Origin of the sequence: Novosphingobium kaempferiae (assembly GCF_021227995.1) — a bacterium.
In the GTDB taxonomy this organism is placed as follows: domain Bacteria; phylum Pseudomonadota; class Alphaproteobacteria; order Sphingomonadales; family Sphingomonadaceae; genus Novosphingobium; species Novosphingobium kaempferiae.
Genome location: NZ_CP089301.1, coordinates 3520656 through 3544730 on the forward strand (window position 1 = coordinate 3520656; position 24075 = coordinate 3544730).

General features: G+C 66.8%; 21 protein-coding genes. 16 read left to right on the forward strand and 5 right to left on the reverse strand.

Annotation, left to right across the window (positions count from 1 at the left end; translation table 11 throughout):
• Positions 1-160: 160 nt before the first annotated feature.
• The 7 genes from LO787_RS16055 to LO787_RS16085 all read left to right on the forward strand — a co-directional run bounded on the left by LO787_RS16055 (position 161) and on the right by LO787_RS16085 (position 8479).
• Positions 161-2689 (forward strand): penicillin-binding protein 1A, encoded by a 2529-nt coding sequence (locus LO787_RS16055; RefSeq protein WP_232492003.1) that lies wholly within the window; start codon positions 161-163, stop codon positions 2687-2689.
• Positions 2690-2796: 107 nt separating this feature from the next.
• Positions 2797-3867 (forward strand): alpha/beta hydrolase, encoded by a 1071-nt coding sequence (locus LO787_RS16060; RefSeq protein WP_232492004.1) that lies wholly within the window; start codon positions 2797-2799, stop codon positions 3865-3867.
• A gap of 31 nt (positions 3868-3898) precedes the next feature.
• Entirely contained in the window at positions 3899-4363 is a 465-nt protein-coding gene (locus tag LO787_RS16065; RefSeq protein WP_232492005.1) for a MarR family winged helix-turn-helix transcriptional regulator, read from the forward strand.
• Positions 4364-4369: 6 nt separating this feature from the next.
• Positions 4370-5440 (forward strand): phosphotransferase family protein, encoded by a 1071-nt coding sequence (locus tag LO787_RS16070; protein WP_232492006.1) that lies wholly within the window; start codon positions 4370-4372, stop codon positions 5438-5440.
• Positions 5440-6744, forward strand: a complete 1305-nt coding sequence (locus tag LO787_RS16075) for an acyl-CoA dehydrogenase family protein (protein ID WP_232492007.1) — start codon at positions 5440-5442, stop codon at positions 6742-6744. Before LO787_RS16070 ends, LO787_RS16075 begins: the two co-directional genes overlap by 1 nt.
• A gap of 2 nt (positions 6745-6746) precedes the next feature.
• Entirely contained in the window at positions 6747-7502 is a 756-nt protein-coding gene (locus LO787_RS16080) for an SDR family NAD(P)-dependent oxidoreductase (RefSeq protein WP_232492008.1), read from the forward strand.
• The gene (locus LO787_RS16085; RefSeq protein ID WP_232492009.1) at positions 7499-8479 is read left to right on the forward strand and encodes an NADPH:quinone oxidoreductase family protein; all 981 of its coding nucleotides are present in this window, start codon (positions 7499-7501) and stop codon (positions 8477-8479) included. The genes LO787_RS16080 and LO787_RS16085 overlap by 4 nt, the downstream gene beginning before the upstream one ends.
• Before the next feature lie 139 nt (positions 8480-8618).
• Here the strand turns inward: LO787_RS16085 and LO787_RS16090 are convergent, their stop codons facing one another.
• On the reverse strand, positions 8619-9668 hold the full coding sequence (locus tag LO787_RS16090; RefSeq protein WP_232492010.1) for a helix-turn-helix domain-containing protein: 1050 nt from the start codon (positions 9666-9668) through the stop codon (positions 8619-8621).
• A 155-nt stretch (positions 9669-9823) separates the two neighbouring features.
• On the opposite strand from LO787_RS16090, the gene LO787_RS16095 reads away from it, so the two are divergent.
• The 3 genes from LO787_RS16095 (at position 9824) to LO787_RS16105 (ending at position 12668) form a co-directional block, all read left to right on the forward strand.
• On the forward strand, positions 9824-10795 hold the full coding sequence (locus tag LO787_RS16095; protein ID WP_232492011.1) for an enoyl-CoA hydratase/isomerase family protein: 972 nt from the start codon (positions 9824-9826) through the stop codon (positions 10793-10795).
• 391 nt (positions 10796-11186) lie between these two features.
• The gene (locus LO787_RS16100) at positions 11187-12236 is read left to right on the forward strand and encodes a helix-turn-helix domain-containing protein (protein ID WP_232492012.1); all 1050 of its coding nucleotides are present in this window, start codon (positions 11187-11189) and stop codon (positions 12234-12236) included.
• A gap of 99 nt (positions 12237-12335) precedes the next feature.
• Positions 12336-12668, forward strand: coding sequence for a DUF4286 family protein (locus tag LO787_RS16105; RefSeq protein WP_232492013.1), 333 nt, complete (start codon positions 12336-12338; stop codon positions 12666-12668).
• A 289-nt stretch (positions 12669-12957) separates the two neighbouring features.
• Here LO787_RS16105 and LO787_RS16110 read toward each other — a convergent pair whose 3' ends face one another.
• Positions 12958-13767: an enoyl-CoA hydratase/isomerase family protein gene (locus LO787_RS16110; RefSeq protein WP_232492014.1), complete on the reverse strand. Its 810-nt coding sequence runs from the start codon at positions 13765-13767 to the stop codon at positions 12958-12960.
• A gap of 191 nt (positions 13768-13958) precedes the next feature.
• Here LO787_RS16110 and LO787_RS16115 point away from each other — a divergent pair, with 191 nt between their 5' ends.
• From LO787_RS16115 to LO787_RS16130, 4 genes are all read left to right on the forward strand, one after another.
• Positions 13959-15650 (forward strand): FAD-binding protein, encoded by a 1692-nt coding sequence (locus tag LO787_RS16115; protein WP_232492015.1) that lies wholly within the window; start codon positions 13959-13961, stop codon positions 15648-15650.
• Positions 15651-16039: 389 nt separating this feature from the next.
• Positions 16040-16261 carry a response regulator transcription factor gene (locus LO787_RS16120; RefSeq protein WP_232492016.1) on the forward strand — a complete coding sequence of 74 codons (222 nt, stop codon included), beginning with the start codon at positions 16040-16042 and terminating at the stop codon, positions 16259-16261.
• A 240-nt stretch (positions 16262-16501) separates the two neighbouring features.
• Positions 16502-17515 (forward strand): thiamine pyrophosphate-dependent dehydrogenase E1 component subunit alpha, encoded by a 1014-nt coding sequence (locus LO787_RS16125; RefSeq protein ID WP_232492017.1) that lies wholly within the window; start codon positions 16502-16504, stop codon positions 17513-17515.
• The gene (locus LO787_RS16130) at positions 17512-18534 is read left to right on the forward strand and encodes an alpha-ketoacid dehydrogenase subunit beta (protein WP_232492018.1); all 1023 of its coding nucleotides are present in this window, start codon (positions 17512-17514) and stop codon (positions 18532-18534) included. The genes LO787_RS16125 and LO787_RS16130 overlap by 4 nt, the downstream gene beginning before the upstream one ends.
• Before the next feature lie 220 nt (positions 18535-18754).
• Here LO787_RS16130 and LO787_RS16135 read toward each other — a convergent pair whose 3' ends face one another.
• The 3 genes from LO787_RS16135 to LO787_RS16145 all read right to left on the reverse strand — a co-directional run bounded on the left by LO787_RS16135 (position 18755) and on the right by LO787_RS16145 (position 21332).
• On the reverse strand, positions 18755-19765 hold the full coding sequence (locus tag LO787_RS16135; RefSeq protein ID WP_232492019.1) for an acyl-CoA dehydrogenase family protein: 1011 nt from the start codon (positions 19763-19765) through the stop codon (positions 18755-18757).
• 1 nt (position 19766) lies between these two features.
• Entirely contained in the window at positions 19767-20948 is a 1182-nt protein-coding gene (locus LO787_RS16140) for an acyl-CoA dehydrogenase family protein (protein ID WP_232492020.1), read from the reverse strand.
• A gap of 69 nt (positions 20949-21017) precedes the next feature.
• A complete protein-coding gene (locus LO787_RS16145) occupies positions 21018-21332 on the reverse strand; it encodes a Rieske (2Fe-2S) protein (protein ID WP_232492021.1) in 315 nt (104 codons plus the stop codon).
• A gap of 153 nt (positions 21333-21485) precedes the next feature.
• Here LO787_RS16145 and LO787_RS16150 point away from each other — a divergent pair, with 153 nt between their 5' ends.
• Positions 21486-23234 (forward strand): FAD-dependent oxidoreductase, encoded by a 1749-nt coding sequence (locus LO787_RS16150; RefSeq protein WP_276574166.1) that lies wholly within the window; start codon positions 21486-21488, stop codon positions 23232-23234.
• A 20-nt stretch (positions 23235-23254) separates the two neighbouring features.
• On the forward strand, positions 23255-24028 hold the full coding sequence (locus LO787_RS16155; RefSeq protein ID WP_232492022.1) for an SDR family NAD(P)-dependent oxidoreductase: 774 nt from the start codon (positions 23255-23257) through the stop codon (positions 24026-24028).
• Positions 24029-24075: the final 47 nt, after the last annotated feature.

The window sequence follows — 24075 nt, forward strand, 5'->3', positions numbered from 1 at the left end:
CTCTCAAATCCGCTCAGGCTGAGCTTGTCGAAGCCCCCGCGTTCTACCCCGATACCCGCACCGTTCCCCGCCAGCGGTCCCGGGTCGAGCCCGGGACGACGAAGACTTGCGACGAGGACGGTTTCCTTGCGCGGAAACGACGTGCTAGAGGGCGCACGCAATGAACGACGCGATTGATCCCGGCGAGCAGCCGTCCGAAGACGCGACCTACCGCATCCGCCGTGAGGGTTCCGGCCGTCTGGCGGCTCTCGCGAAGGCATGGCGGGAACGCAAGTGGCTGCGCCGCTTCGGTTATCTGTGCATGGCGGGATTCGCCGGCGTGGTGGCGTTCTGGGTGTTCCTCTCCCACGATCTGCCCGACGCCAACAAGCTGCTGGAGTACCAGCCGCCGCTGCCGACGATGGTGCGCGGGATCGACGGCGAGATCGTCTATTCCTATGCCCGCGAGCGGCGCGTGCAGCTGCGCTACGTCGATTTCCCGCGTCCGCTGGTGAACGCGTTCCTCTCGGCCGAGGACCGCACGTTCTGGACGCACGGCGGCGTCGACATCGGCGGTCTTGCAGGCGCGGTGGTCGATTACGCTTCCAAGTATGGCAGCGGCGAACGCGCCAAGGGCGGCTCGACGATCACCCAGCAGGTCGCCAAGAACATCCTGATCGGCGACGAGTATTCCGTGACGCGCAAGCTCAAGGAAATGATCGTCGCCCGCCGTATCGAGGGCGTGCTGACCAAGCAGCAGATCCTCGAACTCTACCTCAACGAGATCCCGCTCGGCCGCCGTTCGTTCGGCGTTCAGGCCGCCTCGCGCGCCTATTTCGACAAGGACGTGGAAGACCTGACGCTCAGCCAGTGCGCGTTCCTTGCGATCCTGCCGCGCGCGCCGGAAGTCTATGGTCGCCGCAAGAACGAGGAACGCGCGATCGAGCGTCGCAACTGGGTGCTCGACCAGATGGTCCGCAACGGCTGGGTCAGCGCGCAGGACGCCGCCGCCGCCAAGGCCGAGCCGCTCGGCCTCGTCACCCAGCGCACCAGCACTTACGAGCCGTCCAACGGCTACTTCCTTGAGGAAGTGCGCCGCCGCCTGATCGGCAAGTACGGCGAAAAGGCCGAAGACGGCCCGAACAGCGTCTATGCGGGCGGCCTGTGGGTGCGCACCTCGCTCGATCCGACGATGCAGGTCGCGGTGCGCGATGCGCTGCGCAAGGGGCTGCTGCTCTACCACGGCAATCGCGGTTTCGTGCGCCCGATCGCGCATCTGAACGACCTCGAGAACTGGCAGAGCCAGCTCGTCGTCGCCAACAAGACGATCGACTACAAGGACTGGCGCGTGGGCGTCATCCTCGATTCCTCGGGCAGCACCGGGCGCATCGGCTTCTCCAACGGCGATGTCGGCACGCTGACGGGCGTTTCGGAGCGGGCCAAGGTCGGCGATCTCGTCGCCGCGCAGCCGGTCGGCGGCGGCACCTGGGCGCTTCGCGGCATTCCCGAAGTGTCGGGCGGCATGGTGATCGAGCAGCCGTCCTCGGGCCGCATCGTCGCCATGCAGGGCGGGTTTGATTCCGGGCTCGACAGCTTCAACCGCGCGGTCCAGGCCGAGCGCCAGCCGGGCTCGACGATCAAGCCCTTCGTCTACGCGACGGCGCTGCAGAACGGCATGACCCCCGCGACGCAGGTTCTCGACGGCACGTTCTGCGTGTTCCAGGGCGCAGGGCTGGGCAACAAGTGCTTCCGCAACTTCGGCGGCGCGGGCGGTTCGGGCAGCCACACCATGCGCTGGGGCCTCGAACAGTCGCGCAACCTGATGACGGTGCGCATCGCTAACGACGTGGGCATGGCCAAGGTCACGCGCACGTTCCACAACATGGGCATCGGCGACTACCAGAAGTATCTCTCCTTCGCGCTCGGCGCGGGCGAGACGACGGTGGCGCGCATGATCAACGCCTATGCGGCGCTGGCGAACAACGGCGTGCAGTATTCCGGCTCGGTCATCGACTACGTGCAGGACCGCAATGGCAAGGTCATCTGGCGTGCCGACAAGGGCACCTGCAATGGCTGCAACATGGCCGACTGGGACGGCAAGCCGATGCCGCGCATGCCGCGCGTCGGCAAGCAGGTGATGGACGCGCCGACCGCCTATCAGGTCGTCCATATGCTCGAAGGCGTCGTCACGCGCGGCACGGCGGAGCGCCTGCGCGATCTCAAGATGCCCTTGTTCGGCAAGACCGGCACCACCAACGGCCCGACCGACGTGTGGTTCATGGGCGGCAACCAGGACTACGTCGGCGGCGTCTACATCGGCTACGACACGCCCCGTTCGCTGGGCGGCTATGCGCAGGGCGGCCGCATCGCCGCGCCGATCATGAAGGACGTGATCCTCGCCACGCGCGACCGCTGGGGTCAGCAGCCCTTCGTCGCGCCGCAGGGCATCCGCATGGTCCGCATCGACCGCGTGACCGGCAAGCGCGTCATGGGCGTCGAACCCTCGGAAGAGGTCAAGGCCGCGGTCATCTGGGAAGCCTTCAAGCCCGACACCGAGCCACGCCAGTACACTGCGGAGGACGAATTCAGCCGCCGCCGCGACGCGCTGGTCGCCTCGATCCGCAATGCCCGCGAAGCGCGCGAGGCGGGGGCGGCAGCCGCTGCGGGCGATCTCGGCAACTTCGCGGAGCAGCAGGGCGGCGTCTACTGACCGGCTGACGCTGCGATCCGCGATATCGTCGTCCCGGGCTTGCTCCGGGACCGCTGGCCGTCTTTACATGCGGTTATCGTCGAGATCGTTCAGGGAGAGGTCCGGTCATGAGGAAGCTGACGAAGATATCTGCACTCGCATTCGTGCTGGCGACGGTCTGCGCGCCGCTCGCCGCAAAGGAAGCCGCGCCGGTCGCTGCGCAGGCTTCTGCGACAGACGCCAAGCCCTACGTCCGTCCGGACGTCGAGGCTTATCTCAAGGCCTATTACGCCAAGCCGAACCCGCCGTTCACCCGCGAACTGCTGATGCAGATCCACAAGCTGCCGCCCGCCGCGCTCGCAGGCATGGCGCAGCAGGATCTGCCGGTCGGCGCGGTGACGACGAAGGACGTGACGATGCCCGGCGCCGGCGGCCCCATCGCACTGCGCCTGTTCGATCCCCGACCCGAGCGCGGCCCCGGCCCGGTCGTGGTGTTCTACCACGGCGGCGGCTACGTGCTCGGCAGCATCGACACCCATGCGGGCCTCGCGGCGGAGATCGCGCGCCAGCTGGACCTGCCGGTCGTCTCGGTCGAGTACCGTCTTGCACCCGAGAATCCCTGGCCCGCCGCGCCCGATGACGGAGAGGCTGCCGCACGCTGGGTCGCTGCCAACGGCAAGGCGTTCGGGCGCGAGTTCACCGGCCTGATCCTCAGCGGAGACAGTGCGGGCGGCAACCTGACCCTGATCGCCGCCGCTGCCCTGCGAGACAAGCCCGCGGCGCTGCCGGTGGTGATGCAGATCCCGATCTATCCGGCGACCGACTTCGGCAAGCTCTACCCGTCCTCGAAGGCGTTCGCCTCGGGCTACATGCTCGACGAGAAGAGCATGGCGAGTTTCACCGAGCACTATGCCGCCGATCCGAAGAGCCTGCGCACTTCGCCGATCCTCGGCGATCTGGCGGGCCTGCCGCCGACGGTACTGGTGACGGCGGGGCTGGACCCGCTGCGCGATCAGGGGCGCGCCTACGCCGCCAAACTGGTCGAGGCGGGGGTGCCGACCGCCTACTACGAGGGGCGCGGGCTGATCCACGGCTTCGCGACGTTCCGCAAGGCGATCCCCTCTGCGCAGGCCGATACGGTCGCCTTCCTCCACGTCGCCCGGGCGATGCTTGACGAGGGCGCTCCCGCCGGGAAATGACACGATCGTGTCAACATGACACCCCGGATGGATGGAGAGGGACAGACCTGATTCGCGCCATCCGCTGGTGGGCCTCGTCGATGAGACGCTGCGGCTGAACGGCCGCCTGCGCACGGTCTTCGGAACGGCGCGGGCGGGCTGTTCGCTCAACGATAGCGAGCACATGGTGCTCAATGCGGTGGTGGAGGCGGACCGGCCGCCCACCGTCGCGCAGATCGGACGTTCGCTGGGCCATGCGCGCCAGCTCGTACAGCGCGCCGCCAATGCCCTGCGCGATGCGGGGCTTATCGAGACGTTCGACAACCCCGATCACAAGCGCGCCCTGCTGCTGCGCGCTACCGAGAAAGGCGCTGCGCTCAAGCGCGCGATCGACGCGCGGGCGGATGCCATCGCGCGCGAGCTGGTGCCTTCCCTCGACCCTGAGGAAGTGGCCGATGCGGTCGCCGCGCTGCGCGCGCTGCGCCGCCAGATAGAGGCGCATTTGCGCGCCCGCTAAGGAGAGATGATGGACGCCGATCTCGACCGGCTGGCCCCGATCGGGCCGCTTACCGAATGGCTCGACGCGCATGTGCCGCAACTGGGCAAGGGACCGCTGAAGACGGCGGTGCTGTCCGGCGGCACCTCCAACGTGGTGCTGACGCTCGACCGTGGGGACAGGCCCATGGTCATGCGCCGCCCGCCCGCCGTGCCCCCGCCCGGTGCCGAAAAGGGCGTGCTGCGCGAGGCGCGCATCCTGACCGCGCTCAATGCGACCGACGTGCCGCATCCGGTGTGCCATGGCTCCTGCGCGGACGACGGCGTGGTCGGCGCGCCGTTCTACGTCATGGACAAGGTGGAGGGCTGGGCGCCGAACCTGCGCGACGAGCGGATCCACAACGAGCCGCCGTTCGACCGCATGCCTTACGAATACGGCATTCCCTTCGCCATCGTCGACGGGCTGATCGCGCTCGCCAACGTCGATCATGAGGCCATCGGCCTTGACGACTACGGCAAGCCGGGCCCGTTCCTGCAACGACAGGTCGACCGCTGGGCAGGGCAACTGGCGTCGTACAAGGAGCGCTACGGCTACGAAGGCCGCGAGTTGCCGGGCTATGCCGAGACCGAGGAATGGCTGCGCGCGAACGTGCTGCCGAACGAGAGGCGCGGGATCATCCACGGCGATGTCGGCACGCCCAACATGATGTTCCGCCACGGCCCGCCCGCGCGGCTGGCAGCGATGATCGACTGGGAGCTTTCGACCATCGGCGATCCGATGATCGACATGGGCTGGTTCACCGGCGGCATGCGCGACGAGGACGAGCCGGACAAGACGTTCCCCACCGCGCTCAACAACCCCGCGCATTTCCCGACGCGGCAGGAACTGGGCCGCTACTACTGCGCCGGTACGGGCCGCGACATCCGCGACTTCGACTATTTCTCGATCCTCGCGAAGTTCAAGTCGGGCTGCCTGCTCGAATACAAGGTGGCGCAGGCCGAGGCGGGGATACTGCCGAAGGAAACAGGGCGCTTCTTCGCGAAGATCGTCCTCAACTGTTTCGAGGACACCGCGAAGATGGTGCGGAGGATTGCCTGATGATCGACTTTTCAATCGAACCCGAGTTCCAGGCGAAGCTCGACTGGATGGACCGTTTCGTGCGGGACGAGTGCGAGACGATGGACCTGCTGTTTCCCGAACAGGGCGCGCAGTTCGATCCGTCCTACGCGGCGGCGCGGCGGCACCTGAAGCCGTTGCAGGAACAGGTGAAGGCGCAGGGGCTGTGGGCGTGCCACCTCGGACCGCATCTGGGTGGACCGGGCTACGGGCAGGTCAAGCTGGCGCTGATGAACGAGATCATCGGCCGCTCGACATGGGCGCCTACCGTCTTCGGCACCGCCGCGCCCGACACCGGCAATGCCGAAATCCTCGCCCTGTTCGGCACGGCGGAGCAGAAGCAGAAGTACCTCGGCCCGCTTATGGCGGGGGAGATCGTCTCGTGCTTCTCGATGACCGAGCCGCAGGGTGGTGCGGACCCTGACGTCTTCACCTGCCGCGCCACGCGGGAGGGCGACGAATGGGTGATCGAGGGGGAGAAGTGGTTCTCCTCCAACGCGCGGTTCGCCTCGTTCCTTCTGGTGATCGCCGTGACCGACCCGGACGCGCCGCTGACCGGACGGATGAGCATGTTCGTCGTCCCCGCAGATACGCCGGGGATCGAGATCCTGCGCAATGTCGCCATCGCCGGGGACTTCGACCCCGAAAACGGCCACCACGCGCACATCCGCTACAACCGCGTGAATGTGCCGCTCGACCACATGCTCGGGAAGCCGGGCGAGGGGTTCAAGGTGGCGCAGGCGCGGCTCGGCGGTGGGCGCATCCACCATGCCATGCGCACCGTCGGCATGTGCAACCGCGCGCTCGACATGATGCTGGAACGCGCCGTCTCGCGCCGCACCAAGGGCGCGATGCTGGGCGATCACCAGTTGGTGCAGGCCAAGATCGCGGACTCGGTGATCGAGCTGGAACAGTTCCGCCTGCTGGTGCTCAAGACCGCGTGGCTGATCGACGAGATCGAGGCGGGCCGCATGAAGCACGGCGCGGCGCGCAAGCATATCGGCATGTGCAAGGTGGCGATGGCGTCTGTCTATGCGAACGTCGTCGGCCGCGCGCTGGAGGTCCACGGATCGCTTGGCATCTCGCTCGATATGCCGCTGGCCAAGTGGTACGGCGGCAACATGGCGCTGGCCTTTGCAGACGGCCCGACCGACGCGCACCGCTCGCAACTGGCGCGGGCCTACATGAAGCGCGTGACACCGGCGGAGGGCATGTTCCCCAGCGAGCACATCCCCACGCGGACGGCACGCGCTTTGGAGCGCTACCCCGATGCGAGAGGGTCTTGAGCATGGACCCGCTGTTCGACTTCACCGGCAAGGTCGCGCTCGTCACCGGCGGATCGCGCGGGCTCGGCTACCAGATGGTCCGCGCTTTCGCCGAGCGGGGCGCGGACGTGATCGTCGCCAGCCGCAAGCTGGATGCCTGTGAGGCGGTCTGCGAGGAGATGCGCGGGCTGGGCCGCAGGGCGCTGGCGCTGTCGGCCCATGTCGGCCGCTGGGATGAGTGCGATCGGCTGGTCGCGGAGGCCTACGAAGCCTTCGGGGCTGTGGATATCCTTGTGAACAACGCGGGGATGAGTCCGCGCATGCCCAGTCACGAAGTCACCGAGAAGCTGTTCGATTCCGTGCTCAACCTCAACTTCAAGGGGCCGTTCCGCCTCTCCACGCAAGTCGGCAAGCGCATGTTCGACCGTGCGGAGGCGGGCGGGCCGGGGGGCTGCATCATCAACGTCACCTCGTCCGGTTCGATGATGCCGCTGCCGCAGGTGGTGACCTATGGCTCGTCCAAGGCGGCGCTCAACGCGATGAGCCGGTCGCTGGCGTGGGAATATGCGCCGCACGTGCGGGTCAACACGCTGTCGCCCGGAGCCTTCCGCACCGATATCGTCGAGGCATGGCCGGACAAGGGGCAGGGGCCGATCCCGATCCCGCGTGGTCACGCGGCGGAACCGGAGGAGATCGTCACCGCCGCGCTGTTTCTTGCCAGCCCCGCCTCGGTCAACGTCACCGGCTCCATCGTGCGCTGCGACGGGGGGCAGCATTGAGCCCGCGCGCCGTCGTCGGCCGCGCCTTCGGCCCGCCGGAGAGCTATGCCCTCGAAGCGTTCGACCCCGGTGCTCCGGGCGAGGGGCAGGTGCGGGTCGCCATCCGGGCTGCGGGAGTGTCCTACGTCGACGTGCTGACGGCCATGGGGCACTACCAGTTCAAGCCGCCGATGCCCTTCATCCCCGGCAGCGAGGCGGCGGGCGTGGTCGAGGCGGTGGGGGCGGGCGTCACCCACCTTGCCGCAGGGGACCGCGTGTTCTGCGGCGGCCTTGGCGGGCTCTTCGCCGAGGCCAACCTGTTCGGTGCTGCCAACATGGCGAAGATCCCCGACGCGATGAGCTTCGAGCAGGCTGCCGTCTTCGCGGTGAATTACCAGACGGCCTACTATGCGCTGGCCGACCGGGGCCGTGCGCAGAGCGGGGAGACGCTGCTGGTTCTCGGCGCGGCGGGCGGGACCGGCTACGCGGCGGTGCAGGTGGGGCGGCACCTTGGCCTGAGGGTCATCGCCTCGGCATCGAGCCCGGAAAAGCAGGCGCTGGCGCTTGCCGGAGGAGCCGACGCGGTGGTGACGAGCGGCGCCGATGACTGGCGCGACCGGGTGATCGCGGCGAACGGCGGCAAGCCGGTCGATCTGGTCTTCGATCCCGTTGGCGGCGAGGCGAGCGAGCCGGCCTTCCGCAGCCTCGGCTATGACGGGCGGCACCTCGTCATCGGCTTCACCGCCGGGATCGCCGCGCTGCGCATGAACCTGCCGCTGCTCAAGAGCGCCAGCCTCGTCGGCGTGCAGATGCGCGACCATGCGCTGCGGCGGCCCGAAGCGGCGGCGGCGATGCGGCGCAAGGTCATGGAGCTTGCGGGCGAGGGCGTGTTCTCCCCCGCCATCGCCGGGCGCTACCCGCTGGAGGATTATGCGGCGGCGATGAACGAGGCGTTCTCCGGCAAGGCGGCGGGGCGGGTGGTGCTGGTGATGCGGTGAGGTCGATAAAGCCAGCAACGTCCAAAGATTTACCCTGCATCGTCATTGCGAGCGCAGCGAAGCAATCCATGCGGTCCGCACGGCGCTGGATTGCTTCGCTGCGCTCGCAATGACGAACTGAAGGGAGGGGATGACGAAATCAACAGCCCGCCCGGTACTGCTGCGGCGTCATCCCGGTCCAGCGCTTGAACGCGCGCCCGAAGCTGGTCTGCTCACCGTAGCCGAGGCGGTCGGCGATCTCGTCCAGCGAGAGGCGGCCTTCGGTGAGGTGGCCTTTCGCCAGCGTCTCGCGCTGCTTCTCCACCAGTTCGGAGAACTTCGCACTTTCCGCCGCCAGCCGGGACTGGAGGGTGCGCACCGACATGCCGGTCTTCTCCGCGCAGCGCTCGATCGAGCACGATCCCGTCGCCAGCGCGCCGCGGATGTAGCTGTCCACCTTGTCGATGATCGACTGGCTGTGCGCCGACTTTACCCGCTGCAGGTACGAGCCGAGCAGGCGATAGAGCAGCCGGTTGGCGCTCGGCACCGGCTGTTCTAGCGAGCGGACCGGGAAGACCACCGAATTGCGGTTGGCGCGGCTCTGCACCCGGCAGCCGAGGGTCTTTTCCAGTTCCGGAAGGTCGGTGGCGCGCGGGTCTGCGGAGAGGCTGACCCAACTGGGCTTGAAGGCGGGGCCGCCGATCGCCTGCAGCAGCTTCACGTTGAGCATCGCCGCCTGATAGTGCGCCTGGTCGTTGACGCCGATGTCGGTGTTGACCAGCCAGGTCAGTTCCGCCGTCTCGCGCCCCTCGATCAGCACGACCTCGCAGTCGGGCGCGTGGACGACCGGCAGGAAGTCGATCAGGCAGCGGATCCCGGCACGCATCGTCGGGGCCGAACGGCAGAGCGCGGTGACGCAGCCGAACACCTCGGGATCCTGCGTCTGCGCGATGTGCAGGCCGAACAGGGGATCGTCGAACAGGGTGCTGCAATATTCGAAGGTGTCCGCCACCTGCTGCGGCGCGACGAGGCTTTCGGGGTCGATCAGCACGCGCGGCTCCATGCCGTGCCGCTCGACGATGCCGCGCGCGTCGCGTCCGTGGCTGCGCGCCAGTCCCGCCAGCCCTGCGAAGTTCGCCGCGCGCACCTGTCCGCCGCCGGGGGTAACGTCGAGCGGTCCGTCGAGACTGAAGAAATGCTGCTGGCCCATCGCCGTCCCTCTTTCACGATTGGCGGACGTTTTCGTCCTGCCGCCATTCACTGGCTCGGCGTCCAGTATCGAGAGCCTTGCGCGTAATGCCAATCCCCCCTCGCTTGCCTGTGGCAGCAGACGGGAAAGCTCGAAACGGGCGGGAGAGGATACGCATGAAGACGATGGCCGATCACAAGCAGGCGGCTGACCAGCTCATCCGCTACGAGAAGGACAAGGCGACCAAGATCGCGACGATCACCTTCAACCGGCTGGACAAGCACAACACCGCCACCATCGGGATGCGCGCGCGGTTCGGCGAACTGGTGTTCCGCGCCAACATCGACGACGACGTGAAGGTGCTGGTGATCCGGGGCGAGGGCGACAACCTGGGCAGCGGTGGCGACCTCGACGAGCATGGCGACCTCTACCTCAACCCAAAGCCGGGCGAGGGATTCCTGGTCGACATGGAGATCGAGGATCCGGACGTGAAATACCCGCCGCCGGGTTCCTACCGCTACCTCCACGGGCTGACCGACTTCTACGCGAAGGCGCGTTCGGGCAATCGCCCGCTGCAGGAGTTCAAGAAGATCTCCATCGTCGAGGCCAAGGGCTATTGCTACGGCTGGCACTTCTACCAGTGCGCCGATGCGGACATCATCGTGTCCTCGGACGACGCGCTGTTCGGGCACCCCTCGTTCCGTTACGCCGGATGGGGGCCGCGCATGTGGCAGTGGCTGGAGATGGTCGGCCTGCGCCGCTTTTCCGAGATGCTGTTCACCGGCCGCCCGTTCACCGCGGACGAGATGTACCACTGCAACTTCGTGAACTCCGTCGTCCCGCGCGACCGGCTGGAGGCGGAGACGGCCAAGTACGCCCACGCCTGTTCGATCACGCGGCCGACCGACGTGGTGGTGGCGCAGAAGACCTTCATCGAGGCGTACAAGCAGTATCGCGGCGAATACATGGGCAGCCTGCTGACCGGCTGGCTGGAAGGTATGCTCCCGCTGATGAAGGACGACGGCGCCGACGACGTGAACCTCGGCAAGAACGGCACGTTCCAGCAGGGCATCGGCAAGGTCGTGAAGAACCACGACCTGAACTATCCGCCCGAATGGCGGCTCTCGAAGGAGGGGCGCAAGGGGTGATGATGCGGCCCTTCCGCTCGTCATTGCGAGCCGCAGGCGAAGCAATCCATGGAGGCACGAACCGCGCTGGATTGCTTCGCTTCGCTCGCAATGACGAGCGGAGGGGACAGATCACCCCCTCATTTCACACCTTCGTCATTGCGAGCGGCGAAGCCGCGCGGCAATCCAGCGACGCGCACGCTGCTCGCAATGACTGAGCACCGGCTGGATAGCGCCCCGGCGATGGCATCTACAATGCGCGCAATGCGGATCGATTTGCGCGCATTGTAGAGTAGCTTCGCGATCAGGTGATACGAAGTAGATGGACCCGACCGGCAAAGAGTCGGCGGCAGTCACGGGCAGGAACCGACGCCAGCAGAAGCGCTTCGTTTCCCGCCATTGGGAGAGAGCCATGGCAGAGACTTTGTTCTCGTTCGACAAGCGCAATTACCGCGATTGCCAGAGCATGTTCCGCGGCGCCCGCGACCAGGAATACTATCGCGGCGACTTCTGGATCGAGGACGGATCGACCACCATCGACGTGCGTTCGGAACGCAAGGCGGTGGGCGCGATCTCGATCATCCGGCAGCGTTCGGCGGCGAACCTGTTCTTCCGCCGCTCGCGCCAGCACATCCGCGAGGATGCGACCGACCTGTCGATCCTGTGGTTCGTGAAGCGCGGCGAACTCGCGATCTCGAACCAGTGCGGCAACAAGGTGGCGCGCGCCGGGGATTTCATCATCACCCGTTCGATGTCGCCCTTCTTCATGGAGTGTCGCACCGGCGGCGATGGCATGCACGAAGTGCTGCACGTCACCGTGCCCACCCACATCCTGCGCGGCTTCGTGCGGCAGGATTTCAGCACCGGCCTGTTCATGGCGATGGAGCGCGCCGAACTGGCGATGGCCGAGCACCTGCTGACCGAGGTCTTCGCCGACGACGGCGGGATCGGCGATGCCTCTGCCCGGCTGCTGGTCGATACCGCGCTCGGCCTTGTCGGCAACGCAATCCGTGCGACCGAGGACATGCAGCCCGCCCGCCAGTCCATAGCCGACCGGCGGCTGGAGGAAGTGCTGCGCTTCATCGAGGTCCACCTGTCCGACCCGCAGCTGTCGACCGCGATGGTCGCCAAGGGCTGCGGCATTTCCCCGCGCTACCTCTCGTTCCTGCTGCGCCTGCGCGACACCTCGTTCTCCGAACTGGTGTGGGAGCAGCGGCTGGCGATGGCGAAGGCATGGCTTTCCAGCTCCGACCCGCGCGACATCTCGATCAGCGAGATCGCCTACGGCGTCGGCTTCAAGAGCCCGGCGCACTTCAGCCGCATGTTCAAGCGCGTGTTCGGCGCGAACCCGCGTGAATATCGCGGCGAAAGCGGTGCGGATGAGCCGGTACTTGTGAGCGCGGTGGAGCCGTTCTCCGATTATCCCGCCGAATATCCCGTGGGCAGCAATCTTCTCCAGTGAGTACGGCGGGGCGATGCTTTGTCTACGCTAGATAGCGGACACTTGCATCGCTCCTCCCGCTGACCAATCCTTCGCGACAAGGAAATCAGGAGAGATGCCATGAAGATGAAGCTCGTCGCGCTGACCCGTCCGCAGCCCGGCCGCGAGGCCGAGTACCACGAATGGTACGACACCAAGCACCTGCCCGAACTGGTCAACAAGTTCGGCATGGCGGGCGCCCAGCGCTACAAGCTGGCGGCGCGGCTGATGGGCAACGATCCCAACGAATACCTCGCCATCTACGACCTCGACGCCGACGATCCGATGGCGTTCCTCGGCGCGGTGGGTGCCGCCTCGCAGTCGGGCGAGCTGACGCAGAGCGACGCGCAGGACTTCGGCACCTGCTATACCGCGCTGTTCACCGAACACGGCGAGCGGGTGGTGCCGGGCTGAGGTGCAAATCGCTCCACCATCATCGTCATTGCGAGCGTAGCGAAGCAATCCACGGACGGCCTGCAACGCTGGATTGCTTCGCTGCGCTCGCAATGACGACAAGAGGCGCTGTCGATGCGCCCGAGGGCTGAGGTATTGCCCGATCATATCACCGTCATTCCCGCGAAGGCGGGAACCCATCTCCTGACTGCGCCTGTTGCACGATCATCAGATGGATTCCCCGCCTTCGCGGGGATGACGGCTTGTTTTCGATCCCACGCGATCCTGCCTGATAAGCCCGGACGGCTTCTCACCGCCCGCTGAACTGCGGCTGGCGCTTTTCCCGCAGCGCGCGGATGCCTTCGAGGTGATCCGCGCTGCGCACCGACACGCTCTCATAAGCGATGCCCGCATCCATCAACGCTGTCGCCAGTCGCCTGAGTTCCAGGTTGGTGAGCACCTTCGTCGCCCGGATCGCCACCATCGCGCCCGCCAGCAGCCTGGCGCAGAAGGCGTCCACCCGCGCGTCGAGTTCATCGGCGGGGACGCAGTGGTTGACGAGGCCGATCTCCGCCGCCTTGCTCGCGGTCAGGAGGTCTCCGGTCAGCAGGTATTCCTTGGCCCGCGTCAGGCCGATGCGCTGCGCCCAGATCACCGCGCCGCCGTCCCCCGCGACAAGGCCGAGGCCGACATGCGGATCGCCGATCTTCGCGCCCTCGGCGGCGAAGATCACGTCGCACAGCAGCGCCAGCGTCGCGCCGAGGCCGACCGCGTGGCCGTTCATCCGGCACACCACCGGCTTGTCGATGTCGAGCAGGGTGGAGACGATGCGCTTGGCGACGCGCGCCTCGTGGTCGAACAGGTGCGGATTGCGGGCATTGTTCTCGATGTGGTCGAGGTCGCCCCCGGCCGAGAACGCGCGGCCCGCGCCGGTCAGGACGATGACGTCGGAGCCGGTGTCGCCCTGCGCGAACCACAGCGCCTCGGCCAGATCGTCGTGCAGCGCGAGGTTCACCGCGTTCAGCGCATCGGGGCGGTTCAGCGTGATGCGCAGCAGCCGTCCCTCGCGGGCCATCGCGATCGTGCCGAGCACGGGCAGATCAGGCGCATTGTCGGTCATCGCGGTGGGTCTCCTCTTCCAACCTTCGTCATAGGCGCGCGGTCGCGTCCGGCCAGCGCAAAACGTGCGTGGCGGGCAACCCTTCGCTCCGGCGAAACCTGCGGGCGCTTCGTTGCCAAACCGGGCGAAGTCCGATCTACCGGACTGAACGCATGCGCAGCAGCGCGGCACGGTGGAGAGGAAGCAGCCCGATGACGCAGTTCGACGAGACTTTCGACTGGGTGGTCGTGGGCAGCGGGGCGGGTTCGATGGCCTCGGCGCTGCTCATGAAGCAGGCGGGCAAGTCGGTCGTCATCCTCGAAAAGGCCGAATGGGTCGGCGGCACTACCTGCAAGTCGGGCGGCGTCATGTGGATCCCCAACAACCGCTTCATGGACCCCGGCGAGGACAGTCTGGAGCAGGCCTGCCGCTACCTCGACGCGGTGGTGCCCGACGGCGAGGATTCGCCCGGCACCAGCCCCGCGCGGCGTCGCACCTACGCGGTGGAAGCGCCGAAGATGCTGGACTTCATCGTCGGGCAGGGGGTCCGGATGGAGCGCGGGTCGACCTTCTGGCCGGACTACTACGACGAGCTTCCCGGCGGCATGAAGACCAGCCGCACCGTCACCGCAGTGCCCTTCGACAAGAACGAGCTGGGCAGGGAATGGGCGCCCAAGCTGCGCAAGGGCTTCCTCGAAGTTCCCGCCAAGCTGGACGACGGGATGAAGCTGCCCTTCATGAAGCATTCGTGGGCGATCAAGCGCAGCTTCATGAAGATCGCGTTCCGGCTGGTGCTGGGCAAGCTGACCGGCAAGCACTGGGTCACGGCGGGCGCGGCGCTGCAGGGGCGGATGCTCAAGGCGGTGCTGGAGAAGGACGCGGCGGACATCCGCATCAACTCTGCGGTCGAGGAAGTGGTGATGGACGGGGACAAGGCTGCCGGCGTCGTCACCACGCGCGACGGCAAACCATGGCGCATCGGCGCGCGGCTGGGCATCCTGATGAACGCGGGCGGCTTCTCGATGAACCAGGCCATGCGCGACCGCTACATGCCGGGCACGCAGTCGAAGTGGTCCAACGGGATCGAGACCGACACCGGCGACATGCACCGCGAACTTGAGAGCAAGGGCGCGGCGCTGGCGCAGATGGACCAGATGGTCGGCTTCCAGATGACCGAGGCGCCCGGCTGGGACACCGATTACGTCAAGCCCGGCACCCAGAGCACCACGGCCAAGCCCCACGCGATCCAGGTCGACCAGTCGGGCCTGCGCTACATGAACGAGGGCGGCTCCTACGAGGAGTTCTGCGAGACGATGCTGGTGCGCAACCGCACCGTCCCCGCCGTGCCGAGCTGGGCAATCCTAGACCAGCAGTACATGGACGAATACGCCGTCGCCGGTAAGGGCATGGCGAAGAAGAACATGGCAAAGTGGCTCGAATCCGGCTGGATGCGCCGCGCCGACACCGTGGGCGCGCTGGCGCAGGAGATCGGCGTGCCGCCCGGCGCGCTCGAAACCACCGTCGCGCGCTGGAACGGCTTCGTGCGCGGCGGCAGGGATGAGGACTTCCACAGGGGCGAGCGCGCCTACGACAACTTCCTCGGCGATCCCTTCTTCAAGGATGGCCCGAACCAGACCATGGGTACGATAGAGAAGGGCCCGTTCTACGCCTTCCCGGTCTATCCCGGCGACGTCGGCACTTACGGCGGCGTGGTGTGCGACAGCGATTCCCGCGTGCTGCGCGCGGACGGCTCGGCGATCGAGGGGCTCTATGCCTGCGGCGTCACCACGGCATCGCCGATGGGCCGCGTCTATCCGGGCGCGGGGGCAAGCGTCGGGCCTTCGATGACCTTCGGCTGGATCGCGGCGAAGCACGCGGCGGGGCTGGGCAATCAGCTCGCCTGAGCCTGCCGCAGCGGGGGCTCGCAGAGCGCGATTCCCGCTCATCCGTAGCTGACTCCGCTTCTTCAAAGCTCATCCGGGCACGCGCCGGAGATCGAACTGCATTCGGGGTCCGAGTAGCAGGCTACCGAAGAGGTTGCTGGGATGAGCTTGCGCGCAGTCGCCATTCATGGCGATCTTTTCCAGCTTCTCCAACGCGTTGAGCACGACTCCCGATGATCGCCGCCTTCGCGCGACATGGGTATTTTCCCCAAGGTTATTTATCGTCGGCATATGTCCCGAAACGGGACGTGCTCCAGTGAATCCTATCAATAAACTCGAATAACAACAATTGTGAATGGCGAATCGTGGTCTGTGAAGGTTCACTGTGATTCAGCAAAGAGGGGTTAGAAATGTTTGGAAACAATACTGGAGACAACATCGTCGTCTTGACAGGTCGAGAGACCGAAGTCCTCCGTCTTGTAGCTGACGGGTTCTCCGCCAAGGAGGCCGCCATCAAGCTGAAGATCGCACCGTGTACGGTCGAGCGTCATGTCGAGAACGTGCGCCTCAAGACCCGCACGCGGAACCGCGCGCACATGATCGCGCAGATCCTGCAGGATAACCTGATCTGAAATCCCGTGCCGAGGGCGGCGGATCGCCCACGGCACCCACGAACAAGTCCGACTGTCGGATGACCATGCGGCCGGGGGGCAATCTCCGGCCGTTCGGCTTTTCAGGGCAGGGTGCGCCTGCCTTGATACCCACACCGATGACGATACCGCAGGGGCGGTTCGCTCTCTCTTGCCAGTGGGGCATGGCCTGAACCAATGTTCAGCCATCCCAGCAGCCACGAGCTGTCCGAGAGAGGAACCATGAGCGACACGCTAACCAACCGGGCCACCCCCGACGCCGCCACGCAGCTCGACATTTATCGGCGCATGATCCGCATCGAGCGCAACGACGACCTCACCCGCCAGCAGATCCGCCGTGGGCGCATCACCGCGCCGTACTATTCGGCGCGCGGGCAGGAGTGCATCCCCTCTGCCATCTCGGTGCTGCTGAACGACGACGACAAGATCTGCACGATCTATCGCGGCATTCACGACATGGTCGCCAAGGACATGCCGCTGCGCCCGCTCTGGGCCGAGATCTGCGGCCGCGTCGACGGCACCTGCAAGGGCAAGGGCGGGCCGATGCACCTCACGCACCCGGAAACCGGCGTCATGGTGACGACGGGCATCGTCGGCTCCTCCATGCCGATCGCCAACGGCTTCGGCTGGGCGGCGCTGCTCGACGGCACCAAGCAGGTCACGGTCGCCTACTTCGGCGACGGCGCCAGCAACATCGGCGCCTTCCACGAAGCGCTGAACCTGGCCTCCGTCTGGAAGCTGCCGGTGATCTTCGTGTGCCAGAACAACGGTTTCGCCGAGCATACCCGGTACGAGAACGGCACTTCGGTGGACCTCATCGCCAAGCGCGCGGCGGGCTACGGCATGCCGGGCTACACCGTGGACGGCAACGATCCGCTCGACGTCTACGCCCATGCCCACGCCGCGATCGAGCGCGCCCGTGCCGGTGAAGGCCCGACCCTGCTGGAGTGCAAGACCTTCCGCTTCATGGGCCACGTCTTCGGCGACAACGACGCCTACATGACCAAGGAAGAGAAGGCCGCCGCAATCGAGGCCGATCCGCTGCCGCGCTTCCGCCAGAAGCTGATCGACGACGGCGTCGCATCTGCCGAGGACCTCGATGCGCTGACCGCGAGGATCGAGGCCGAAGTGAACGACGCCATCGACTTCGCCATGGCCTGCGAATTCCCGTCCGACGACGAACTGCGCCGCGACGTCTTTGCCGAGGAGATTGCGGCCAAGGAGATTTATGCATGAGCACCGATACGTTGGAAGCCCCCGTCATCGAGACGGTGAAGATGAACGGCCTGCAGGCCATCAACGCCGCGCTGTTCGAGGCGATGGAGGCCGATCCCAAGGTTCTCGTGCTGGGCGAGGACATCGCCGACAACGAGGGCGGCGGCGTCGTCGGCGTGACGCGCGGGCTGTCCTCCAAGTTCGGCACCCTGCGCGTGCGCTCCACCCCGATCTCCGAACAGGCGATCATGGGCGCGGCGATCGGCGCGGCGATGGCGGGCTACAAGCCGGTGGCCGAGATCATGCTGATGAACTTCACGACCGTGGCCATGGACATGATCGTGAACCACGCGGCCAAGCTGCGCTTCATGTCGGGCGGGCAGAGCCAGGTGCCGCTGGTGATCCGCACGCTTACGGGCGCGGGCAACCAGACGGCGGGTCAGCACGCCGACTTCTACGAGGCGTGGTTCGCGCATACCGCAGGCATCAAGGTGGTGATCCCCTGGACCCCGGCGGACATGAAGGGCCTCTACCTCTCGGCGATCCAGGATCCCGATCCGGTCATCATCATCGAAAGCGGCAAGACCCTGTTCGTGCCGATGGACGTGCCGGTGAACCAGGGGCCGATCCCGCTGGGCAAGGCGAACGTGGTGATGCCGGGCACCGACCTCACCATCGTCTCCTACGGGCAGATGATGTTCACGGTGATGCAGGCGGTCGAGGAACTGACGGCGGCGGGCGTCTCGGTCGAAGTGGTGGACCTGCGCACGATCTCGCCGTGGGACAAGGAGACGGTGCTGACCTCTGCGGAGAAGACCGGCCGCCTGCTCGTCGTCCACGAAGCGGGCCGCAACTTCGGCCCCGGCGCCGAAATCGCAGCAACTGCGCAGGAAGCGCTGTTCGGCAAACTCAAGGCCCCGGTGGGCCGCCTCGGCGCACCGTATTGCGCGGTGCCCTTCGCGAAGAAGCTGGAAGACGCCTATCTGGTGCAGCCGCCCGAGATCGTGGCCGAAGCGAAGCGTCTGGCGGCGATGGGGTAAGCCTTTCGCGGTGAAAACGGCGTCGTCCCGGACTTGCTCCGGGACCGCTGGCCGTCTTTAGGCGGGGGCTTACGGCGGGGCTTGTCGAAGCCCCCGTCGCAAACGCATTTCCCGCCTCACCTTTCGTCATTGCGAGCGCAGCGAAGCAATCCTGAGCGGTGCGAGCCGCCTTGGATTGCTTCGCTGCGCTCGCAATGACGAAGGGTTATGGGAGAGGGCTTTATGAAACCTCCAGCGCCTCTCGCCCGGTACGCTCGTTCCACAGGTCGGACGATCCGCATAGCTGGAGGTTCAGCATGGCGCGCTTCATGAAGCGGTGGATCGGGTGCTCGTCGGTGAGACCGATGCCGCCATGAAGCTGGATCGCCTCTTCGGTGACATAGGCGAAGACTTCCGCCGCCAGCGTCTTGGCCGCGCCGCACTGGGTCAGCGTCGCTTCGGGATCGCGCACGCGGTTCCACAACAGCGCTTCGGCGGCGGCGATGCGGATCTTCATGTCGGCGGCCCGATGCTTGAGCGCCTGGAACATGGCGATGGGCCGGTCGAACTGGCGGCGCACCTTCATGTACTCCACCGTCATGTCGAGCGCCGCGTTCGCCGCGCCGAGGCAGTCGGCGGCGATGGCGAGGTGCGCCTCGGGGGCCAGCGCATCGTGCAGCGCCTGCGCGCCCGCCTCGTCGGTGAGCATGAGGTCGGGGTCGGGCGTGTAGCCGTCCAGCACAAGGTCGAACAGGCGGCGGCTGGTGTCCCAGATCGGTCGTTCGACCACCGAGACGCCCGGCGCGTCGGTGGGGATGAGCGCGTAGCCGTCCGGCAGCTTTGCTACCACCGCCACCGCCATGTCGGCGTCGAATACGCCCCCCACGGTGCCGCTCAGTGTGCCCTTGGTGCCGTTCAGTACACTCGCGGGCAGCATGTGCAGCGGCGCATATTCACCGCCCGCCAGCCGCTCCAGCCAGTCGCTTCGGGCCGGGATCGTGCTCGCCAGAACGGCCTGCAGGCCCAGTTGCGCGGGGATCAGGGGCGTCGTTGCCAGCACGCGGCCCATCTCGAAATGGATCGCGGCGGAAGCCTCCCGGTCGAGGCCGAGCCCGCCGTCCTCCTCCGGCAGACGCACCATCAGCCAGCCCATTTCCGCCACCAGCCGCCAGCTCTCGTCACGCCCCGGAGAGAGCGAATCCGCGGGAAACGCCTTCTGCGCTGCGTCGGTCAGTTCGTTGAGTTCGATCATCTCAGGCCACCCACGCCCTGGGTTCGCGCGGCATGTCGAGCATGCGTTCGGCGATGATGTTGCGCTGTACTTCCTCGCTCCCCCCGGCGATGGTCCAGGCGTAGGAATTCATGAAATCCGCCATCCAGTTGCCGGTATTGAGATCGCCGAAAGTGATCGGCGCGATGTACTGCTCGGCGATTCCGCCCAGCCGCAGGCCCAGCTTCGCGTAGGCCCGCAGGGCGCGGCTGTAGCTGTTCTTGACGATCGAGGCGTCGCCGATCCGCTCGATCCCCCGGATGCGGTTGTCGAGGAACTGGTCGGCGATGGCGCAGACAGCATCGACCTGCGTCACGAGTTCGCCGAAATCGCGCAGAATTCCGCGGTCCTCCTCGTGCCCATGCTCGCGGATCAGCGCGGCCACGCGGGAGAGGGCACCGCGCATCCGATAGGACAGTTCCATCAGCGTCAGCCCGCGTTCGGAGGCCAGCGTCGCCTGCGCCACGGCCCAGCCCTTGCCTTCCTCGCCGACGCGCTCGGAGACGGGAATCTCCACGTTGTCGAGGAAAATCTCGGCGAACTCCTCGTCGCCCTGGATCTGGTGGATCGGCCGGACCGAGACGCCGGGCGTCTTCATGTCCATCAGCAGGTAGGTGATGCCCGCCTGCTTGGGGCCGTCGGACGCGGTGCGCACTAGCAGCAGGCACTTGTCGGCGAACTGGGCCATCGTCGACCAGACCTTCTGTCCGTTTACGACGTAGACGTCACCCTTCCGCTCGGCCCGGGTCTTGATCGCGGCGAGGTCCGACCCCGCGCCGGGCTCGGAGAAGCCCTGGCACCAGGTTTCGCCTTCGAGGATGCGGGGGAGGTACTGCGCCCGCTGCTCGTCGCTCGCGCATTCGTGCAGCGTGGCGAAGGCGTGGTAGGTCGACACGAAGGAGAGCAGCAGGCGCGGGCAATCGGCCTTCGCCAGTTCCTCGTAGATCACCTTCTGCTCGGCCAGCGACCGCCCGCCGCCGGGGAACGAGGCGGGCCAGTGCGGGATCGCATAGCCTGCCTTCACCAGTCTGCCGAACCAGTCGCGCTGGGTACGCACGAAGTCGTCCTGCGTGCGGCTCGCGTCGCGCCAGCCGGTCGGCGCCTCGGCGGCAAGGAAGGCGCGCACTTCGCTGCGCAGCGCTTCGAGATCGGGCTTGTCGGTCATGCCACCGTCCAAGCACGGCCAGCCGCGGCGCGTCCAGAATGGGCGGTACGCGCGGGCGATATCGCGGTGCTAGACGGCGACCTCGATCACATCCCCCTCGATCCGCACTTCATACGTCTCGATCGGCATCGAGGCGGGCGGGTTCATCGGATTGCCGGTTTCGAGGTCGAAGCGCGCGCCGTGGACCGGGCACGATATCCAACCCGCGCGCACGCGGCCGCATTCGAGCGTTTCGTAGGCGTGGCTGCACAAGTTGCGTACCGCGAAGACGCGGTCCTTCGCGCCGACGAGGATCACGCTGACCCCGTTCACCTCGACCACTTTCTTGCCGCCCTGTGGAACTTCTTCCAGCCTGGCGACCGCGACGAATGCCTTCTCGCTCATCGTACCCTTTCGCATCTCTCCACCCGGGTCTGCTTCGGCGCGCGCCATGGCGCAAGGGCTGGAGCAGAACCAAGCAACCCGCAGTACCCCGGCGGTCATTTCCAGAGCAAGCCGCGCCCGCGATAACACCCGAAAACCTCCGGGAGAGAACGGGTGCAATTCGCCGAGAGCTTTGATGTCGTCGTGGTCGGATCGGGCGCTGCCGGGGCCATGGCGGCGCTGCGCAGCGCGGACCTCGGCATGAAGGTGCTGATCGTAGAGAAGGCGCACAAGTTCGGGGGCACGTCGGCGACGTCGGGCGGGGTGATGTGGGTGCCTAACCACCGGCTCGACGGGGATGTCGGCGACAGTCGGGACAGCGCGCTGGAATACCTCGACGCGACCATCGGCGTGCCGGTCAATCGCGAGCGGCTGGAGGCTTTCGTCGATGAGGCGCCAAAGATGCTGCGCTACCTGAAATCGACGGGGGTGCAGGTTCTGGCAGCGGCATGGCCGGACTATTTCCCCGACCGTGCCGGAGCGCGTGCCGACCGCTCCGTGATCGTCCCGACCTTCGACGGGCGGCGGCTGGGTGATGGGCGCTATGCCCTGATGCGCGAGCAGTACAACCGCTTCAAGCTGTTCGGCCGCTACGCCATGGACCTGACCGAGACGTTCGCGCTGATGATGCAGTCGAAGGGCTGGCGTACGGTCGCGGGCAGGATGATCGGGCGCTACTGGATGGACCGCGGCACTCGCCGCGTCTCGCATCGCGACAAGCGTTTCACGCAAGGCGCGGCGCTGATGGGCGCGACGTATGAGCAGGCCTTCGCGCGCGGGGTCGAACTGCGGCTGGAGACGAAGCTGGAGCGCCTGCTGGTCGATGACGGCGGCCGCGTGACGGGCGTGGAAGTCTCCAGCTTCGGGCGTATCTACGCGGTCGAGGCGCGGCACGGCGTCGTGCTGGCGGCGGGCGGCTTCGAGTGGAACCAGGAACTGCGCGACCGCTTCTACCCGGTCCCCGGCCTGACGCGCCATTCCTCAACCCCCGAGGACGGCAACCGGGGCGAGGCGCTGATCGCCGCTGAAAGTATCGGCGCGAGCACCGAGCATACCGGGCAGGGCTGGTGGATACCGACGATGACCCTGCCGATGAAGGGCGCGTCGAACTTCCACGAGATCCATCAGGCGGCTTTCGACGTGGGCCGCCCGTGGAGCGTCGTCGTCAACCGCAAGGGCCTGCGCTTCGTCGACGAGGCCTGCGGCTACGACCGCTTCGGGCAGGCCATGGTGCGAGACCATCTGGAAACCGGCGCGAACATGCCGTGCTGGCTGATCTTCGACGCCAAGTTCCGCCGCAAGTTCAGTGCAGGCGGCCTCATGCCCACGGTCCACACACCGGAGCGCAAGGTGCCAGCAGACTGGTGGGACCACTACGTCTTCCGCGCCGACACCATCGAGGAACTGGCGCACAAGACGCATCTTCCCGTGGAGGCCGTCCGGCAGACCGTCGCAAACATGAACGCCTATGCGAAGACCGGCGTGGACCCGGAGTTCGGGCGCGGCATGAACCCCTACGACCAGATGTTCGGCGATCCGAGTTCGACGCCCAATCCCAACATCGGCCCCATCGACACCGCGCCGTTCTACGCGGTGCCGATCAACAACGGCGATCTCGGCACCAAGGGCGGCCTCAGATGCGATGCGCGGGCGCGGGTGCTCGACGGGGCGGGCGATCCGATCCCGGGGCTATACGCGGCGGGCAACAATGCCGGGACGCCGTTCGGGGACACCTATCCCGGCGCGGGCGCTACCATCGGGCCGGGCATGACCTTCGGGTACGTCGCGGCGAACGATATCGCCGCGCGCTCCGCCAACCAGCGGGGCGCAATCGAGCCCGCGCTGGCCGAAGCCGAATTGTGAGAACGGGAGAGAAGAGCAGTATGCAGGGCAAGGTAGCGATCGTCACCGGCGCGGCGGGTGGCATCGGCGAGGCGATCGTGCGCTCGCTGGGCGCGCGGGGCGTGAGCGTGCTCGGTACCGGGCGCAACGAGGCCAAACTCGCGGCGCTGAAGCAGGCGCTGGACGGTGAACTCGCGTTCGATTTCGTCGCGGTCGATGCCGCTGCGGAAGACGCGCCGGTTCGCATCGTCGAGCGGGCGGTCGAGAGGTTCGGCCGCCTCGATGTGCTGGTGAACAACGCCGGATCGTTCAATTTCGGCCCGGTCGACCAGACCACCGATGCGATGCTCGACGAGGTTCTGAACATCTCGCTGCGCGCGCCGTTCCGCCTGTGCCGCGAGGCTCTGGGGAGGATGGGAGAGGGCGCGTCGATCCTGTTCATCGGCTCCACCTGGGGGCTCTATGGCACACCGGGCGGCGGGGCCTATTCCACCGTCAAAGCGGGGCAGATCGGTCTCATGCAGACCCTTGCCGCCGAATACGGTCCGCGCGGCATACGCGCCAACTACATCGCGCCGACGGTGGTGCGCACCGAGATGACCGACGCCTTCTGGGATCTCGACTTCTTCCGCCGCACCAATCACGAACTGACGCCGCTGCGGCGCGACTGTACGGCGGAGGACATCGGCAGAATGACCGCGTTCCTCGCCTCCGACGATGCGGGCTTCGTCAATGGCCAGACCATCGCGGTGGACGGCGGCATATCGACAACACGCTATCTGGCACCCGAGGCGGTCGGCGCCCTCAGGCAATAGCGCACAGCAATCGCACCCGCGATTCCGGCGGCGGTGCCGTTGTCGCG